The 16,981-nt window shown below is 66.7% G+C and carries 16 protein-coding genes; 6 read left to right on the top strand and 10 right to left on the bottom strand.

Annotated elements, in window-relative coordinates:
* Positions 1 to 49 precede the first annotated feature (49 nt).
* On the top strand, positions 50 to 994 hold the full coding sequence (locus tag H3005_RS02735; protein ID WP_108265809.1) for a LysR substrate-binding domain-containing protein: 945 nt from the start codon (positions 50 to 52) through the stop codon (positions 992 to 994).
* A 69-nt stretch (positions 995 to 1,063) separates the two neighbouring features.
* Entirely contained in the window at positions 1,064 to 1,357 is a 294-nt protein-coding gene (locus tag H3005_RS02730; protein WP_025877698.1) for a hypothetical protein, read from the top strand.
* Positions 1,358 to 1,443: 86 nt separating this feature from the next.
* On the opposite strand, the gene H3005_RS02725 is transcribed toward H3005_RS02730, so the two are convergent.
* Entirely contained in the window at positions 1,444 to 2,253 is an 810-nt protein-coding gene (locus H3005_RS02725) for a DUF4349 domain-containing protein (protein ID WP_191077532.1), read from the bottom strand.
* A complete protein-coding gene (locus H3005_RS02720; protein WP_089239800.1) occupies positions 2,250 to 2,606 on the bottom strand; it encodes a GFA family protein in 357 nt (118 codons plus the stop codon). The genes H3005_RS02725 and H3005_RS02720 overlap by 4 nt, the downstream gene beginning before the upstream one ends.
* A gap of 112 nt (positions 2,607 to 2,718) precedes the next feature.
* On the opposite strand from H3005_RS02720, the gene H3005_RS02715 reads away from it, so the two are divergent.
* Entirely contained in the window at positions 2,719 to 4,527 is a 1,809-nt protein-coding gene (locus H3005_RS02715) for a DUF885 domain-containing protein (protein WP_191077531.1), read from the top strand.
* 129 nt (positions 4,528 to 4,656) lie between these two features.
* Here the strand turns inward: H3005_RS02715 and H3005_RS02710 are convergent, their stop codons facing one another.
* The 3 genes from H3005_RS02710 to H3005_RS02700 all read right to left on the bottom strand — a co-directional run bounded on the left by H3005_RS02710 (position 4,657) and on the right by H3005_RS02700 (position 8,582).
* Positions 4,657 to 4,893, bottom strand: coding sequence for a hypothetical protein (locus H3005_RS02710; RefSeq protein ID WP_100552001.1), 237 nt, complete (start codon positions 4,891 to 4,893; stop codon positions 4,657 to 4,659).
* 106 nt (positions 4,894 to 4,999) lie between these two features.
* Positions 5,000 to 6,832 (bottom strand): multidrug efflux ABC transporter SmrA, encoded by a 1,833-nt coding sequence (gene smrA / locus H3005_RS02705; RefSeq protein WP_191077530.1) that lies wholly within the window; start codon positions 6,830 to 6,832, stop codon positions 5,000 to 5,002.
* Between the two features lie 190 nt (positions 6,833 to 7,022).
* Entirely contained in the window at positions 7,023 to 8,582 is a 1,560-nt protein-coding gene (locus H3005_RS02700; protein ID WP_191077529.1) for a serine hydrolase, read from the bottom strand.
* 110 nt (positions 8,583 to 8,692) lie between these two features.
* Here H3005_RS02700 and H3005_RS02695 point away from each other — a divergent pair, with 110 nt between their 5' ends.
* Positions 8,693 to 9,136 carry a VOC family protein gene (locus tag H3005_RS02695; protein ID WP_191077528.1) on the top strand — a complete coding sequence of 148 codons (444 nt, stop codon included), beginning with the start codon at positions 8,693 to 8,695 and terminating at the stop codon, positions 9,134 to 9,136.
* Positions 9,133 to 10,011 (top strand): DUF72 domain-containing protein, encoded by an 879-nt coding sequence (locus tag H3005_RS02690; protein WP_191077527.1) that lies wholly within the window; start codon positions 9,133 to 9,135, stop codon positions 10,009 to 10,011. The genes H3005_RS02695 and H3005_RS02690 overlap by 4 nt, the downstream gene beginning before the upstream one ends.
* Here H3005_RS02690 and H3005_RS02685 read toward each other — a convergent pair.
* Positions 9,932 to 10,549 (bottom strand): Pr6Pr family membrane protein, encoded by a 618-nt coding sequence (locus tag H3005_RS02685; RefSeq protein WP_100551996.1) that lies wholly within the window; start codon positions 10,547 to 10,549, stop codon positions 9,932 to 9,934. The two genes, H3005_RS02690 and H3005_RS02685, sit on opposite strands and share 80 nt — an antisense overlap.
* A gap of 77 nt (positions 10,550 to 10,626) precedes the next feature.
* Here H3005_RS02685 and H3005_RS02680 point away from each other — a divergent pair, with 77 nt between their 5' ends.
* Entirely contained in the window at positions 10,627 to 11,574 is a 948-nt protein-coding gene (locus H3005_RS02680; RefSeq protein WP_100464207.1) for a DMT family transporter, read from the top strand.
* 39 nt (positions 11,575 to 11,613) lie between these two features.
* Here the strand turns inward: H3005_RS02680 and H3005_RS02675 are convergent, their stop codons facing one another.
* The 4 genes from H3005_RS02675 to H3005_RS02660 all read right to left on the bottom strand — a co-directional run bounded on the left by H3005_RS02675 (position 11,614) and on the right by H3005_RS02660 (position 16,531).
* Positions 11,614 to 12,774, bottom strand: coding sequence for an AAA family ATPase (locus tag H3005_RS02675; RefSeq protein WP_100551995.1), 1,161 nt, complete (start codon positions 12,772 to 12,774; stop codon positions 11,614 to 11,616).
* A gap of 149 nt (positions 12,775 to 12,923) precedes the next feature.
* Complete coding sequence (locus H3005_RS02670; RefSeq protein ID WP_100551994.1) at positions 12,924 to 13,994, bottom strand: sensor domain-containing diguanylate cyclase; 1,071 nt, start codon at positions 13,992 to 13,994, stop codon at positions 12,924 to 12,926.
* 115 nt (positions 13,995 to 14,109) lie between these two features.
* The gene (locus tag H3005_RS02665; RefSeq protein WP_099821461.1) at positions 14,110 to 14,832 is read right to left on the bottom strand and encodes a pseudouridine synthase; all 723 of its coding nucleotides are present in this window, start codon (positions 14,830 to 14,832) and stop codon (positions 14,110 to 14,112) included.
* 34 nt (positions 14,833 to 14,866) lie between these two features.
* Positions 14,867 to 16,531, bottom strand: a complete 1,665-nt coding sequence (locus H3005_RS02660) for a GGDEF domain-containing protein (RefSeq protein WP_100551993.1) — start codon at positions 16,529 to 16,531, stop codon at positions 14,867 to 14,869.
* Positions 16,532 to 16,981 lie beyond the last annotated feature (450 nt).

The raw sequence follows: 16,981 nt of genomic DNA, 5'->3' as shown, positions 1-16,981 counted from the left end.
ACAAGCGCGTAGTATCGCTGCCAGCCACAAATATGGCTTGAGGCTGGACATGCTGCTGCGCCCTTCCCTGCTCCCTGCGCTGGCCGTTTTCGCGGTCGCCGCGCGCCATCAGAACTTCGCCCAGGCGGCGCAGGAACTGCATCTGACCGCCAGCGCGGTCAGTCACCATGTGCGTCGCCTGGAAGAGGTGCTGGCCACGCGCTTGTTCCTGCGCCATGCGCGCGGGGTACGACTGACGGCCGAAGGCCGGCAGCTGGCCGACGCCGCCAGCGCCGCGTTCACCGATGTGGCCGCCGTCGCCCACCATCTGCAGCCGGACGCGGACAGCGTGCCGCTGCGGATCGCTACGCTGCGCTCATTGTCGTATTGCTGGCTGTTGCCACGTCTACCGCGTTTCACCCAGGCCCATCCACACATCCGCATCGAGCTGCACACGGGTAGTGGCCTGGACCGCTACGACGAAAACGGCCCGGAGGTGGGCATCCGTTATGGACTGGGCCAATGGCCCGGGCTGCACGCGCAGCACCTGATGGACGACAACCTCTTTCCCGTCGCGTCCCCGGCATTGCCCGGTGTCGAAGCACTGGAAGACCCGGCACGCATCGCCGGATTGCCGCTGCTCAGTGATCTGTCACCACAGGGCTGGCGCGACTGGTTCCGCCACGCCGGCGTGCGCCCGCCGTCGCCGTTGCCGGCGATGCACACCTTCGCCGACAGTACCGACGCGATGCGCGCGGCGGTGTATGGCATGGGCGCGGTGCTGGCGCGCACCCACGTCGCCCAGCCCTATCTGCAGCGCTATGAGCTGGTGCGCCTGCCAGGCCCTGCACTGAAGGCACGCTACGCGTACTACGTGGTGCATGCCGAAGGGCGGCCGCCCAGCCCTGCCGCGCGGCTGTTCATCGACTGGTTGCTGGGTCAGGCGCAGGACGAACGCACGCCGGTTCCCGCGTTGCCCGACAGCCTGCTGGGGCGCCCGAGCACACCCGGCTGACTGCGCCCTCACCCGATCTTTGCCCGGCGCTGGCTAGGCTGCAGGCGAACCCCACAACGTGCTTCTGCCATGGCCCTGCTGCGACTGCGAATTACCGGAACCGAAGACGATGCCCGCGCGATCAGCGACCTGCTGCTCGGCCTGGAAGGCATCGAACACGTCGAAGAGACCGACGACCTGATGCCGCACATGGACGACGATGATTCCAGCTCGGCCGGGCTGTCCGACGACATCGGCCCGGGTACCCACGAACTGGAAGTGGAAGTGGGCAACGAAAGCACCGCGCAGAAGGTGCGCGATGCGGTGCAGGAACTGGCGCTGGAACTGGATGTGTTCGTCGAGTACGAGACCGACGAAGGGTGAACAGCCGCCGGGCATGGCCCGGCGCTACCTTCTGCACATTCCGGTAGCGCCGGGCCATGCCCGGCGAGCGCATCGCGCGGTGTCGATCAGGCTTTGCGGCGGCGACGACGGATCAGCGCACGGACGATCCAGGCCATCACCAGCGCCACCACGCCCACCGGCAGCAAAGCGGCCGCAGCACGGATCAGGAATGCCACGCTGGTGCTGAGAATGCTGCCCGACTCGCTCAGTGCTTCGCCGATCTCGCTGCGGCTGCGCTGGCCGGAGGTGGTGTCGAAATGCATCGTCACCAGCTGGGTATCGATGCGCCTGCGCTGCTGGGCGGCGTCCTTGGTGGCCTGCTCCACACCCGCTTCGATCTCTGACAGGCGGGTGGTAATCGCCATCAGATCCTCGATCTTCAGATCGCCGCGGTCCTGGTAGGACAGCAGCCGCGCGTGCTCCTTCTCCAGCCGAGCCTTGGTCAGCGCGGTGTCGGCCACCTGCTGGGCCAGGTCCTCGGCACGCGTGTTGCGCGCCTGCAGCTTGCCGCCTTCGCCGGCCAGGCCGATCAGCGATTCCACGCCCTTCGGCGCGATGCGAACCTTGACTTCGCCACTGGGCTGTTCGCCACTGCGCTGATCCACCTGCAGCACCGCGCACTCACCGAACTTCGCGTTCTGGCAGGCCTGCGCGACCTGCTGGATGCGCGGCGCGATCTGCGCCGCTTCCAGCTGCACCTGCACATCGTGCTCGTAGGCCAGGAAAGCGCCTTCCGGCGAAGCGACAGCGGCATCGGCATCGGCAGCGACTGCGCCGGACTCCTGCGCTCGCTCACCGTTCTTGGCACAGGCCGCCAGCGCCAGCAGCAATGCCGGCACGATAACCACACGCGTCCACACGCGAGGCGCCGTCATCGCGAGGCTCCATCGAACGAGGTGATCGACAATCCACCCAACTCTACCTGTGGCAGGCAGCGCACGTTGATCGCCACCATCGGCAGGCCACTGCGCGGGTCCACCGCCTCGCTGTACGGCGCGGTGCCGCACGCGCGGCAGTGATGGTGATCGATGTTGTGGGTGTTGAACTGGTAGGTCGCCACGTCGGCGATGTCGGTGCCCAGCTGGAACGCCTCGCGCGGGGCGAACCAGAGCAGGCTGCCGCGGCGGCGGCACATCGAGCAGTTGCAGTCGATGACGTCCTTGATGGGTGCATCAGCCTGCACGGTGAATGCGATCCTGCCGCAATGGCAGCTTCCCTGGTATTCCATGTCCTGCGCTCCGCTGGAGGGTCCTTGTGTGCGCCCATGGTAATCCTATGGCACGGGGACAAAGCAGCCCCGGGGGCCTATGCTCGGGGATTGACCCCGTACAGGAATGCCGATGCGCCCGCATCTTCTTGCCCTCGCCCTCGTCGCCGCCCTTGCCGGTTGCCAGCCGGCCGATGCCCCGACCAACGGTTCCACCCCGGCCGCCAGCCAGCAGGCTGGTGATGCGGCGGTCGATGCCGCCTTCGCCGACCTGTCCAAGCGTGCCCTGGACACCTGGATGCAGCTGTCCCCGGTCAGCGCCACCCAGATCGGCGACCACCGCTATGACAGCGAGATCGACGACCTGAGCGCGGCCGGCCAGCAGAAGACCGTGGACGCCTACAAGGGCCTGCTGGGCGAGCTGGACAAGATCGAGGTGGCCAAGCTGGGCCGCGAGAACCAGGTAGATGCAGCGATCCTGCGCAACCAGCTGCAGTCGGAAATCTGGAATGCCGAGGTGATGCAGTCCGGCAAGTGGGACCCGCAGCTGTACAACGGTATCGCCGGCAGCGCGATCTACGGCCTGATGGCGCGCGAGTTCGCGCCGCTGCCGGAGCGCCTGAAGTCGGCCACCGCGCGCATGGAAAAGCTGCCGGCGATCTTTGCCCAGGCCCGCGAAAACCTGGATCCGGCACGCGTGCCGAAGATCCATGCCGAGACCGTGGCCAAGCAGAACAAGGGCATCCTCAGCATCGTCGATACCTTCATCACCCCGCACATCGGCGAGTTGCCGCAGGCCGACCAGCAGCGCCTGCAGGCCGCCATCGACGGCCTGAAGAAGGCCGTGGACGAGCAGCAGACCTGGCTGGACAAGACCCTGGTGCCGAACGCCAAGGGTGACTTCCGCATCGGTGCGGAAAAGTACGACCAGAAGCTGAAGTTCGCGCTGAATTCCTCGCTGTCGCGGCAGGAGATCGGTGAGCGTGCGCGCGCCGAACTGAAGCGCGTGCGCGAGGACATGTACGGCATCGCGCAGACCGTGCTGAAGGACAAGCCGGGCGCACCGGAAATGCCGGCGCAGCCGAGCGACGAACAGCAGCAGAAGGCGATCGAGGCCGCGCTGGAGCTGGCCTACGCTGACAAGCCGGCGCGCGACAAGGTTGTCGACGATGCCAAGGCCGCACTGGAGCAGTCCACCGCGTTCGTCCGCGAGCACGACCTGATGACCCTGCCCGACGCGCCGGTGGACATCATCCTGATGCCGGAATTCCAGCGTGGCGTGGCCGTGGCGTACTGCGATTCGCCGGGCCCGCTGGACAAGAACCTGAAGACGTTCTACGCCGTTTCGCCGATTCCGGACGACTGGAACGACAAGCAGGTTGACTCGTTCCTGCGTGAGTACAACTCGCGCATGATCCACCTGCTGAGCATCCACGAAGGCACCCCGGGCCACTACCTGGAAGGCTGGCACTCGGCCAAGTTCCCCTCCACCCTGCGCGCCGTGCTGCGCTCGGGCCTGTTCGCCGAAGGCTGGGCGGTCTACACCGAGCGCATGATGCAGGAGCAGGGTTACCTCAACAACGACCCGCTGTTCCACCTGGTGCAGTTGAAGTTCTACCTGCGCACCATCTCCAACGCGATCCTCGACCAGGGCGTGCACGTGGACAACTGGGATCGCGAGAAGGCGATGCACCTGATGACCCACGACGCCTTCCAGCAGGAAAGCGAAGCCTCGGGCAAGTGGGTGCGTGCGCAGCTGACCTCGGCACAGCTGCCGACCTACTTCGTCGGTGCACAGGAACACTTCGACACCCGCAAGGCGATGCAGGACAAGCTGGGTGACAAGTTCAACCTGAAGGCCTACCACGACCAGATGCTGTCCTACGGCGCCCCGCCGGTGCGCTTCGCGCGCCAGCTGATGCTGGACCAGCCGATCGAGTGATCGGTCGGGTGTGAGTTGAACGAAAACGGCCCGGGGAGACCCGGGCCGTTTTCATTTCCATGTGTGCAGGCGCATCCCATCCACCCGGATCCTGCAGTAGATCCACGCCATGCGTGGATGCTCGTCGGTTCAGAGCATGTGGATGTAGAGTTTTTCCGCGTGTGGCCGGACATCGAGAAAATACTCTGCACCGCAGCCACGGCATTTGGACGGATGCTCCTCGTCGCTGCCCCGCTGCTCATCCAACGCGCTGGCCAGGACTGGATGCCCGCAGTCGAAGCAGAGGAATGCGATGTTGCTGCCATGCGCATCCGCTTCGATTTCATCACCCTCATAGTCCATCAGCAGAAAGTCGGTAATGTTCAAGGCGCACCTTTTCCTGGTCTTGGCAGCAAGAAATCAGCCCAGTTTCCTTTCAACCAACCCTGTGGAGCATTGCCTTCCGAGCGGTGCATCCACGCATGGCGTGGATCTACTCCCCGGCGGCGACAAACCCACCGGTCTGCCGCGCCCACAAGCGTGCGTACAGCCCGCCAGCCTCGATCAGCTCGGCATGGGTACCGGTCTCGACGATGCGGCCCTGGTCCATCACCACCAGCCGGTCCATGCGGGCGATGGTCGACAGTCGATGGGCGATCGCGATCACCGTCTTGCCACCCATCAGCTCGTCCAGGTTGTCCTGGATCGCCGCTTCCACTTCCGAGTCCAGCGCCGAGGTGGCCTCGTCCAGCACCAGGATCGGCGCATCCTTCAGCAGCACGCGGGCAATGGCGATGCGCTGGCGCTGGCCACCGGACAGCTTCACGCCGCGCTCGCCGACGTGCGCGTCGTAGCCACGACGCCCTTCGCCGTCGACCAGCGTATCGATGAAGGCTTCCGCGCGCGCCTTGGCCACGGCCGCGCGCAGCTGCTCGTCGCTGGCATCCGGGCGCCCGTACAGCAGGTTGTCGCGGATCGAACGGTGCAGCAGCGAGGTGTCCTGGGTAACCACACCGATCTGCTGGCGCAGGCTTTCCTGGGTGACGTAGGCAATGTCCTGGTCGTCGATCAGGATGCGACCGCTTTCCAGGTCGTACAGCCGCAGCAGCACGTTCACCAGCGTCGACTTGCCGGCACCGGATGGGCCGACCAGACCGATCTTCTCACCCGGCTTCACCAGCAGCTCAAGGCCAGCGATCACGCCACCCTTCTTGCCGTAATGGAAATGGACATCCTGGAAATGCACACCGCCACGTGTCACCTGCAGCGGCACCGCATCCTCGCGGTCCTGCACCGTCAGCGGCTGGGCGATGGTGGTGATGCCATCCTGCACGGTGCCGATGTCTTCGAAGATGCCGTTGATGGTCCACATGATCCAACCGGACATGTTGTGGATGCGGATCACCAGACCGGTCGCCAGAGTGATCGCGCCGACGGTGATGTGTCCGCCGTTCCACAGCCACAACGCCAGGCCGCAGGTACCGGCGATGAGGAAACCGTTGACGATGGCGATGGTCAGGTCCATGCCGGTGGTGATCCGGGTCTGCGCGCGGTGCTTGACCGCCAGTTCCTGGATCGAATCGGCGACATAGGCCTGCTCGCGGCCGCCATGGGCGAACAGCTTCAGCGTGGGAATGTTGGTGTAGCCGTCGACGATGCGCCCCATCGCCTTGGAGCGCGCCTCTGACGCGATCCAGGCGCGTTCCTTCGCGCGCGGCACGAAGTAGATCATGATCACCACGTAGGCCAGCAGCCACAGGATCAGCGGCACCATCAACCGCCAGTCGGCCTGCGCGAACAGGTACAGCGCGGTGCCGGTGTAGACCACGATGTACCACAGCGAATCGACCATCTGCACCGCCGACTCGCGCAGCGAGGTACCGGTCTGCATCACCCGGTTGGCCATGCTGCCGGCGAAGTCGTTCTGGAAGAAGCTCAGGCTCTGCCGCACCACGTAGTTGTGCATCAACCAGCGCGAGCGATTGCTCAGGCCCGGCACGATGGCCTGGTTGACCAGCAGGTTGTGCAGGCCGACCAGGATCGGGCGCGCGATGACCGTGATGAACAGCATCCAGCCCAGGGTATCGGCATGGCGCCGGAAGAAGTCCGCGCCCGGCTGCTCGGCAACCATGTCGACGATGCGGCCGAGGAAATCGAACATCGCCACTTCCACCAGCGCCAGCAGCAGGCCGGCGATCAGGGTGGCCAGCAGCACCGGCCACACCGGTCGCAGGTAGTGCAGGTAGAACGGCACCACGGTGCGCGGCGGCATGCGCCCGTCAATGGGCGGAAACACCGGAATCAGGGATTCAAACCAACGGAACATCGCATTCCCTCGCCATCGATAGCCGACGGAGTATCCCACGCCGCGTGTGTACGCCGGCCGACGACCGCCCCCGGTTCCGGGTAGCGCCGGGCCATGCCCGGCGGCCCCTGCAACCGCGCTACGCGCTCGCCGGACGTGGTCCGGCGCTACCAATCCGCTCGGCCAAACAGTAGCGCCACGCCCGGCGGCGTTATTTCACCGGGGTGAACAGCAGATCCTGGAAATCGAAGCTGAAATCGGTCAGGTCGGAGATCGGCTGCATGCGCACCTCGCGCACTTTTCCATCCGGGTCCAGGCTGAAATTCACGAACGCATCGGCATTGAGCGAGCGATCATCCCAGCGCACGATGAAGGTGTCGTGCTGCCAGTGTTCCAGGCGGCCGCTCAACTGTGCCGTCTTTGCGAAGCGCAGCCGAAGGTCCTTGCCTTCCGCGCGGATGACCATGTCGCCATACCAGCGATCGCGGTAGGTGGCCGCATACCCGGCCAGCGGCAATGACGGCCTGCTGCCCTTGTCACGCTCCGCCTGGTGCTTGGCCCACGCTTCGTCGGCCTTGTCCTGGCCCTTGGCCACGCCCTTCGCATAGGCATCCACCCAGTCGTGCTTTTCACCGCCCAGGTAGGCATCAAGCACGCTCAGCGTGATCGCATTGAATGCCGCACCCACTTCCTGGTTGGTCAGCACCACCACGCCCAGCTTCTCGCCCGGCACCAGCGTCAGCCGCGAAACCATGCCCGGCCAGCCACCGGTGTGCCAGACCAGCTTCTGGCCGCGATAGTCGCTCAGGCTCCAGCCCTCGCCATAGCCGGCGAAGTTGGCCCGCGCCGGCGCCAGCTCCGGCACGCTCGGCGCCGGAATCGTCTGCGGCGTGATCATCTGCCACATCTGCTGCTGGCTCTTGGCAGTGAACAGCGGCGTGCCATCGGCCAGCTTGCCTTCGGCCAGCTGCACCTGCATCCAGCGTGCCATGTCGTGGGCACTGGAACAGATGCCACCGGCCCCGGCGTTGTTCGACCAGGTCAACGGCGCAACGGTACGCAGATCCTTGAAATCGTACTTGGCGTGACCGACCGCAGCGTTGTCGCCAGCCCTGAGGTGATCGGCGTTGTAACGCGTGCCGGCCATGCCGACCTTGTCGAAGATGCGCGTCTGCAGGAACTGCTGGTAGCTCATGCCCGAGACGTGCTCGACCACCTGCTGGGCGACCGCATACAGGATGTTGTCGTAGGCATAGCGCTCGCGGAAACCACCTTTCAGCGGCACCTGGCCAAGGCGCTGCACGACTTCGGCATTGCTGTAGGACGTGGTCGGCCAGAACAGCAGGTCGCCCGCGCCCAGGCTCAGGCCACTGCGGTGCGAAAGCAGGTCGCGGATCGTCATCTGCCCGGTCACGAACGGATCGGACATGCGGAACGATGGCAGGTGGTCGATCACCTTGTCGTCCATCTTCAGCTTGCCGTCCTCGGCCAGCAGATTCAGCGAGGTGGCAGTGAAGGCCTTGGTGTTGGAGGCGATGGCGAACAGGGTGTCGGCCTCGACCGGCGCCGGCTTGCCCAGTTCACGCACGCCCCAGCCGCGCTCCAGCACCACCTGCCCGTCCTTGACCACGGCCACGGCGATACCGGGTACGTCGAACTGCGCGCGCACGCGCTCGACGGTCGCATCCAGGTCCTGCAGCTGCTGCGGCGTCGCCGCATTGGCCATGGTCGTGCACGCAAGCAGCACGGCTCCTCCGATCCAGGTATTCATCCAGCACCATCTCCGAACAGGGGTAGCGGCCATGTGCACGCCGTCACCGGGGTTTCGCGCGATGGTAACGGTCCCGGGTGCAGCCTGCCCTGTGCCATAGGAGGGGTGTCATGGGTGCGAACGGCCAGAGCAGCAACGGCTCCACCATCATTCCGTGCCTGCGCTACCGCGATGCGCTGGCGGCCATCGACTGGCTGCAGCGCGCGTTCGGTTTTCACGCGCAGGCCGTGTATGCCGACGGCGATACCGTGCACCACGCACAGCTGGTGTTCGGCCAGGGCATGATCATGCTCGGATCTGCCAGCAACAGCGGCGAATGGGCCAAGCTGGCGGTGATGCCCGATGAAGTCGGCGGTCGGCAGACCCAGAGCGCCTGCGTGATTGTCACCGACGCCGACGCCCACTATGCACGGGCCAAGGCCGCCGGTGCGCGCATCGTCATCGACATCGCCGACCAGGCCTACGGTGGGCGTGGCTATGCCTGCGCCGACCCGGAAGGCTACCTGTGGTGGTTCGGCAGTTACGATCCGTGGCGGGCGGAACACACGCAATGACGGCACGATCAGCGTCTACGGCGCCGGTCCGCTGCGGTATCGGCGGCTGGGTGTACCCGCAATGGCGTGGTGGCGCCTTCTATCCACCAGGGTTGATCCAGCGCGAAGAGCTGGCCTACGCCAGCCGCGCGTTGCGCTGCATCGAAATCAACGGCACCTTCTACCGCACCCCGACAGCGACCCAGTGTGCGCAATGGGCCGCGCAGACGCCGGACGGCTTCCGCTTCTCGATGAAAGCGCCGCGCCATCTTGTGCAGCGGCGAGATCTATCGTCCACGGTCGAGGCAGCTGGCTCGTTCCTGCAGGCAGCCATCGCTCTCGGCGACCGGCTTGGCCCGTTGCTCTGGCAGTTCGACCCGCAGCACCCGGCCGATGCCGAGGCGCTGGACACCTTCATGGCACAGTTGCCAAAGCGGCTGGATGGAACGGTGTTGCAGCATGCACTGGAGGTGCGCAACGCCAGCGTCCATGGAAGCGAACTGGTCGAAGCGGCGCGCCGGCATGGCGTGGCCCTGGTGATCGAAGACAGCGACGAGTCACCGTTGCACGGTGACATCACCGCCGGCTTCGTCTATGCACGGATCAAACGCAGCCAGGCCAGGCTGAGCGAAGGTCTGCCCCTGCCGATGCAGCAGCGCTGGGCCGGGCGCGCGCGGTGCTGGGCCGGAGGCGAGATAGTGGAGGACCTGCCCTGCCTGGCCCCACCGGCCGCGGCCGCGCCGCGCGAGGTCTACCTGCTGTGCATCGGCGCCGGCAAGGCACGCAACCCGGCGGCGGCGATGGCGTTGCAACGTCTCATCGACGGCGCCAGCGATCCACGGCCCATAGCAGTGTCCAGCCCAGCACGAACACCCCGCCGACGCGCAGTAGGCTGAGGCCGAATGCACGTGAACCGATCCGCTGCACTTCCAGAAACGGATACGGTGCGCTGCCCAGCCACGAGGCCGTGAGCATCGCCCAGCCCAGGTAGGCCAGCGGCACCAGCAGGACCGCGCCCAACGCACGCCAGCGCAGGTCACCATGAGGCAGCAGCCCCGCCCAACCGGCCAGATACAGCAGCGGCACCACGTAGTGCAGACCGACATCGGCCCACCACTGCAGGCCAGTTGGCTGCCACAGCCCCTGCAGCGCCAGCAGATAGATCAGGCCGGTGACGCCGATGCACAGTGCCAGAGTGGCGGCCACCGTCGGTCGCAAGGCGCGGCCGCGGCAGAGCCGGACGCAGCCCAGGCACACGGCCAGATTGCTGAGGATGGTGAAGTAGCTGAAGAAGCGCAGGCTCGCCACGCCGGGGCCCAGGCTGGCGCCGATGCCGCGCATCAGCAGGGCGAACTGCAGCAGCAGCGATGCTGCCGCGACCAGCGCGGTCAACAGCGCCCAGCCGCGCAGCAGAAGAAAACTGGCAGCGGGCATGCACGGCTCCCTCGTGGCAACGCCGCGAGCATGCCACAGGCATCGCCCGCCGATGCGCCTTGCCTCACAATAGGGCGATGAGCACACCCGACACCCGCAAAGCGCTTTGGCAGATCCACTTCTGTGTCCTGCTGTGGGGCGTCACCGCCATCCTCGGCAAGTTGATCACCCTGCCCGCGCTGCCGCTGGTGTGGTGGCGGATGCTGCTGGTGGTGGCGATGCTGGCACTGCTGCCGCGGGTCTGGCGCGGGCTGCGTACGTTGCCGCTGCGGCTGGTCGCCGGCTATGCCGGCATCGGCGCGCTGGTTGCGCTGCATTGGCTGACGTTCTATGGCGCGGTGAAGCTGGCCAATGCCTCGGTTGCTGCGACCTGCATCGCCCTGGCACCGGTGTTCACTTCGATCATCGAACCGTGGGTGGCCAAACGCCCGTTCCAGATGCGCGAGCTGGCCTTCGGCCTGGCCGTGCTGCCCGGTGTGGCGCTGGTGGTGGGCGGCGTGCCCGACGGCATGCGCATGGGCGTGTTGATCGGCGCGCTCTCGGCCCTGCTGGTGGCAGTGTTCGGCTCGCTCAACAAGCGCATGGTCAGCCATGCCGATCCGCTGACGGTAACTGCGCTGGAGCTGGGCGCCGGCACCATCACCCTGACCCTGCTGGCACCGCTGATGCCGTACCTGCTGCCGGCGCTGGCCAGCCCGTTGTGGATCGTTCCCGACCTGCACGACGGCATCCTGCTGCTGGTGCTGGCCGGGGTCTGCACGCTGCTGCCGTTCGCCCTGGCCCTGGTCGCGCTGCGCCACCTCAGCGCCTACACCGTGCAGCTGGTCACCAACCTGGAGCCGGTCTACGCCGTGTTGCTGGCCGTGGTGCTGCTGCGCGAGCAGCATGAAGTCACCCCGTGGTTCTATCTGGGCGTGGCGATCATCGTCGGTGCCGTGTTCCTGCATCCGCTGCTGAACCGCCGCAAGCGCGTGCAGCATCCGGAGATCCTCGGCACATCCGAAGCGCGCAACATCGCCGATTGAGTGTGTCCGCGCATTGCGCGGATCTTCCCGGTACCCGTCTCAGCGCTGCGGCCAATGCCAGGCCGGTGCATCCAGCAGGCCCTGCCCGCCCAGCAGCGTCCGCCCATGCTCCTTGTACAGGTGCATCGAATGGCAGTGCGGTGCCTGCTCCAGCGCGGCGATCAAGCGCGTGGCATGCGATACCACCCAGACCTGGCTGCGCGCACTTGCGGCGATGATCAAGCGTGCCAGCGCCGGCAGCAGATCCGGATGCAGGCTGGTCTCGGGCTCGTTGAGCACCAGCAGCGGCGGCGGCCGAGGCGTGTGCAGCGCCGCTGCCAGCAACAGGAAACGCAGCGTGCCGTCGGACAGTTCGGCCATCGACAGTGGCCGCAGCAGCCCGGGCTGGTGGAAGCGCAGCGCGAGCCGGCCATCCAGTTCCCCGAAGCTGACCGTCGCCCCCGGGAATGCATCCTCGACACTGCGCGCCAGCGCCTGCGGATCGCCGATTTCCAGAATCGTCACCCAGGCGGCGGCGAGGTCGCGGCCGTCATGGTGCAGCACCGGGGTACGGGTCGCCATCGCCGGTTGTCGCGCCGGTGCATCGGCATCGCTGCGGAAGTGGTCGTAGAAGCGCCAACGGCGGATGTACTCGCGCAAGGTGATGGCTTCCGGCATGCGCTGCGGATCGCCCACCTGGGTGAACAGGCTGTCGAACAGGGACAGTCGGTCGTCCACCAGGTCCCAGCCGCGCGGGTGCCGCTGCCGCACCAGCGCACCGCGGCGGTCGACCAGCAGGTTGGCGCTGCGCAGGAACGGTCCCGCCCAGATTGATTCGGCCTTGATCTGCGGATCCAGCGCGAAGGCCGATCGACTCGGCGGCGGATAGCCGAGGTCGATGGCGTAGCCGAATTCATCGGTGGCGAAGCCCAGCTTGAGCCCCACCGATTCCTGCCGCGCCCCGCCCTGTAGCGGGATCTCGCCGGTCAGCACGCGGCGGTCGATCTTTTCCGGACCGGCCCACAGCGCCGAACCCAATCCACCCTCCCGGGCGAGTACCGCTGCAACTCCCCCCTGCGCGGTTTCCGCCAGCAGGCGCAGCGCGCGGTACAGGCTGGATTTGCCACTGCCGTTGTCGCCGGTGACGACGTTGAGCTGCTGCATCGGCAGCACCAGCGCATGCAGTGATCGGTAGTTGGCGATGGCCAGGGTCTGCAGCATGGTCGACGTCCTTGCAGTGAGACGTTGAGGGTGCCCTACGGGGATCGCAGTGGTTGCGACTGTCCGGAAACGCTCCGGTCATCCACGCGTGGCGTGGATCTACTGGTGCATCCACGCATCGCGTGAAGCCACCGCAGCCACCCCGGCGGTCAAGGCGCTACTTCCACCCGGTTGCGGCCGGCGCCCTTGGCCCGGTACAGCGCGGCATCGGCACGGGCCAGGGTCTGCTCGGAGGTTTCACCAGGCCGGTGCTGCGCCACGCCGATGCTGATCGTCACCGGGAAGCCCAGCGGCAGGTTGGACACCGCCACGCGCAGGAACTCGCATTGCAGCTCGGCGGTACGCAGATCCACGTCCGGCATCAGTGCGACGAACTCCTCACCGCCGTAGCGTGCGGCCATGCCGCGCCCGGCGAAGTGCGAGCGCAGCAGCGCCCCCAGTTCGGCCAGCACCCGGTCGCCGGTCGCATGGCCCTGGAAATCATTGATGTGCTTGAAATGGTCGATGTCCACCAGCGCCACACAGGCCTGCCGCGCCTGCCCATCAACGGCGACCACGGCTTCACCCAGCGCTGCTGCCAGTGCGCGGCGGTTGGGCAGGCCGGTCAGCGCATCGGTCCGGCTCTGTTCGGCCAGGTCGGCATTCTGTGCCAGCAGCAGGTCGTGGTAGTCCGACAGCAGCCGCTCGTAGTCGTCGCGCTCGAGCATGTGCTTCTGGATGTCCAGCGCGAAGCGGCGCAGCTCCATCACCAGCATCACCTGCCGCGACAGCGCGGCCAGCGCTTCGGCCTTGTCGCTTGCCAGGTGCTGCGGGCGCGCGTCGAACACGCACAGCGTGCCCAACGGCAGGCCGTCACTGCTGATCAGCGGTGCACCGGCATAGAAACGCACGTGCGGGTCGCCAGTTACTACAGGGTTGTCGTGGAAGCGCACATCCTGCAGCGCGTCCTCGACCACCATGATCTCCTGCGGTTGCAGGATGGCATGGCCACACATCGAATCACTGCGCAGGGTCTCGGCCGCATCGATGCCCTGTATCGACTTGAACCACTGCCGCTCGACGTCGATCAGGGTCACGGCCGCCATCGTCGTGCCGCATACCGCCTTGGCAATGGCGACCAGATCATCGAACGAGCGTTCCCGTTCGGAATCGAGGATCCGGTAGCGGTACAGCGCCTCCAGGCGCAGCGCTTCGTTGGCGGGCTTGTCGGGCTTGATCATGCAGCGTCACGTTCCGGCAGGTCGCCGCAAAGTCTAGCTGATGTAGAGCCGCACCCATGCTCGACTGCACCCGGGCAACGGCAGCCGAGCATAGGCTCGGCTCTACACACGTCGTTTACCAGTCCTGCTGCTGCGGCAACAGGCCGTGCAGCTCCTGCTCGGTCAGGTTGCGCCACTGGCCGGGCTTCAGCGCACCGATCTTGATGTTGTCTATGCGCACGCGGCGCAGCTGCGTCACGCGATAGCCGAACTCGGCCGACATCAACCGGATCTGCCGGTTCAGGCCCTGCTGCAGGGTGATGCGGAAACCGAACTTGGCGATCCGCGAGGTCTTGCACGGCAGCGTCATCTGGTCATGGATGCGCACGCCGCGGGCCATCGCGCGCAGGAATTCGTCGGTGACCGGCTTGTTCACCGCCACCAGGTATTCCTTCTGGTGGCCGTTTTCAGCGCGCAGGATCTGGTTGACGATGTCGCCGTTGCTGGTCATCAGGATCAGGCCTTCCGATTCCTTGTCCAGGCGGCCGATCGGGAAGATGCGCTGTTCATGGCCGACGAAGTCGACGATGTTGCCCTTCACCGTGCTTTCGGTGGTGCAGGTCACGCCCACCGGCTTGTTCAGCACGATGTACACGTGGCGGCGGGCGCCTGGCTTGCGGGCAGTGCGAACGCGCAACGGCTGGCCGTCGACCAGCACCTTGTCCTCCTCGCCGACCACTGCGCCGGTGCCGGCGGCATGGCCATTGACGGTGACGCGGCGGGCGGCGATCAGGCGATCGGCCTCGCGACGGGAGCAGAAGCCGGTGTCGGCGATGTATTTGTTGAGTCGGCTGGTCATCGCCCCATTATCCGGCATCGCCGCCCTTCCCGCCTCATGCCGTGGTCAATGGATCTTCGGTCTCGCCATCGAACACCCGGTTGCGGCCACTGCGCTTGGCCACGTACATGGCGTGGTCGGCGCGCCGCAGCAGCGCGGCCAGGTCATCTTCGGCCGGCCGCCACTGTGCCAGGCCGATGCTCGCGGTCACCTCCAGACCGGGCACCTGCAGGTCCCGGCAGGCCTCGGTGATGCGCTGGCGCAGGCGTTCCAGGCGGGCGGCCGCGATCTCCCGCGGCATGCCCGGCAACAGCAGCAGGAACTCCTCGCCCCCCATCCGCACCACCTGGTCCTCGCTGCGGACAGCGGCGCGAAGCGCGCGCGCCACGGCCACCAGCACCTGGTCACCGATCTCATGGCCATGGCGATCGTTGATGTCCTTGAACAGATCGATATCGAGGAAGCCGATCACCAGCGGGCCCCTCTCACGCTCGCCGCCCTGCAGATGCTGGGCCAGCTGGTGCAGGCCGGCACGGCGGTTGGGCAGGCCGGTCAGCATGTCGGTCTCGGCGAGCTGGCGCATTTCATCACGCTGCTGGCGCAGCCGGCCAAGGCGCAGGTTGAGCGCGTAGGCCGCCATCATCAGCAGCCAGGTGACTGCCAGCTGCAGGGCCTCCACCCGGTACTCCATCAGCCAGTGCGCACTGGCGGCGTCGGCCACGATCAGCACCAGCATCGGAGCCAGTGCGGCCAGCCCCGCCAGCGACCAGACATCGCCGCGCAGGCGGGCCCAGATGCCCATCGCCAACGACAGTGCGCAGCCGACGATGAAGGTCCCCTGCAGGACCTGCGCGACCACGCCCAGTCCATCGCGCTGCAACCACGGCACCAGTGCCGCCAGCGTGAGCAGGGACCACAGCACCGACTGCTGGCCCACGCGCGAACGTGGCAGCACGCGGTCACCGCCGTTCAGGCGCCACATCGCCGGCAACACCAGTGCCTGGGTCGCTGCCGTCAGCGCCAGCAGCCACCAGTCACCGCGCCCGCCGACGCGCAGCCAGGGTTCGGGATAGCCGCTGAGACCACCGAGGATCGACTGCCACAGCACCAGCACCAGGGTGGCACCGATGTACATCAGGAAACTACGGTCGCGGGTGGTCAGATAGGCCATCAGCGCCGACAGCGCCAGCGCGATTGCCACGGCGATGCAGGCGGCGCGCACCAGCAGCCGGGCAGTGTCGTTCTGCTGTACCGGGCTGGGCGCGCCCAGTTGCAGTGTCGGCACCCAGCGTGCCTTCAGCGGCGTCTGCCAGGAGACCAGGAAGGGTTCGTGGCTGCCGGCAGCGGGTACCGCCACCATGCCGATGCCCGCACGGAAGCGTGAATCGCGGGTGCGCGCGTCCTGCATGTTGCCGCAGATCTCGCGGTCACCGTGCTGCAGCCGCACTTCGCCGGCAAAGACATTGAAGACATCCAGCGCCTGCGGCTCGCCGGACCAGCCTTCTGGCGGTGCATTCACCCGTGTCTGCTGGCGCGGCCCGGCCAGCATCTCCGGCGTGCACGCGCGATGGGGCGTAGGTTCGGCCGTCGCGGTGCCGACCAGAAGGTAATCGCGGCCGGCGTCGACGCTGCGCGCATGGCCCAGCCACGGCAACGCCAACCACACCAGCAGCAGGACAAGCACCGCCCCTGTTTCGAAACGCACCTGCCTGCCGCCCACGCCACGTCCTGTTACTGCTTACGTCCGCGCCCACTGCGCGTCGCCCCTGGCGGCATTATCGCAGTGGAAGGCACCGCCGATGTGTAGACCAAAGTGGTGGGGGTGCTGGCCGGGCTGCCGCCCGGCACCCGCAGAGGCCGGAGCCGAAGCAACAGCGAAAGCGGGCTACCGAGGTGGGCGGGGCGGTATGGGCAGGCAGGACACGCCGTAAACCCATCCATGGGGGCTCGATGGCGACATCCATGGCGCCAACGGTCCTGCCCGCCCATACCGCCCCACCCCTGACAGTGTCCCGCCATCTGGTAGATCCACGCCGTGCGTGGATGGATGTTCATACCGATTTCGAAATCATTGAATGGATTGGATGTCATCCACGCATGGCGTGGATCTACGCGTCGACCAAGGTCGACACCCACCAACAGCCGCGTGAACCTGTCGAAGGCGGGGTGG

The sequence above is a fragment of the Stenotrophomonas sp. Br8 genome, from assembly GCF_014763005.1.
Taxonomy (GTDB): Bacteria; Pseudomonadota; Gammaproteobacteria; order Xanthomonadales; family Xanthomonadaceae; genus Stenotrophomonas; species Stenotrophomonas lactitubi.
The sequence above is the reverse complement of the archived record's forward strand: the minus strand, read 5'-3'. Positions and strand labels throughout refer to the sequence as shown.